Origin of the sequence: Pseudomonas sp. Q1 (assembly GCF_009935975.1) — a bacterium.
In the GTDB taxonomy this organism is placed as follows: domain Bacteria; phylum Pseudomonadota; class Gammaproteobacteria; order Pseudomonadales; family Pseudomonadaceae; genus Aquipseudomonas; species Aquipseudomonas palleroniana.
Window position 1 is genome coordinate 1 of the sequence record NZ_QODI01000081.1, and the last position, 556, is coordinate 556.

Annotated in this window: 1 protein-coding gene; it reads left to right on the forward strand. The window is 52.0% G+C overall.

Translation table 11 applies throughout. The annotated features are described in order from the left end of the window. On the forward strand, positions 1–230 hold a 230-nt coding region (locus DK870_RS29515; RefSeq protein ID WP_218580696.1), incomplete at its 5' end, for a hypothetical protein. Positions 231–556: the final 326 nt, after the last annotated feature.

A 556-nucleotide genomic window follows, 5' to 3' on the forward strand; every position in this document is an offset into this window, starting at 1 on the left:
TGGCCCTGTCCGCTGCCCTGGCCCTGTCCGCTGCCCTGGCCCTGTCCGGCGCCCTGGCCCTGGCCCGTGTTCTGACAGCTTCCCTGGCCCTGTCGGCTTGGTTCACTGCATCCATGGCCACTGGTGGTTGGGCAACACTTCTGTGTGGCAGGACACTGACCATCATGGACACAGTTTTTAGCAGACAGTGGAATGTTCTTTGGGTCAGGACATTGACCGGGTTTCATTGAACCAGGCTGACTGGAAACAGGATCACATTGAAATCGAGAGCAGCCAGGTCTTTCAGAGCAGTATTGTCTTCCAGAGCAGGGTCTATCAGAAGAACATCCTCGATGGGATAGCAAGTCTTTCAGCCTCAGACCGCCAATACCTAGAGTAGCATCTGTTATGTTCAAGTTTCCAAACAGACACAATAAAACCGCACCAAACGAGCAATACATTCGAGCGGTCATCCTCCCAGCCTACAATCTCACAATGGCCTCTGCTGGAAAATTGAATTGCTGAATTGGCGTGTCAGAAGAAGCAGATAGCTAAATACAGCCAAAGCGCATAAAAC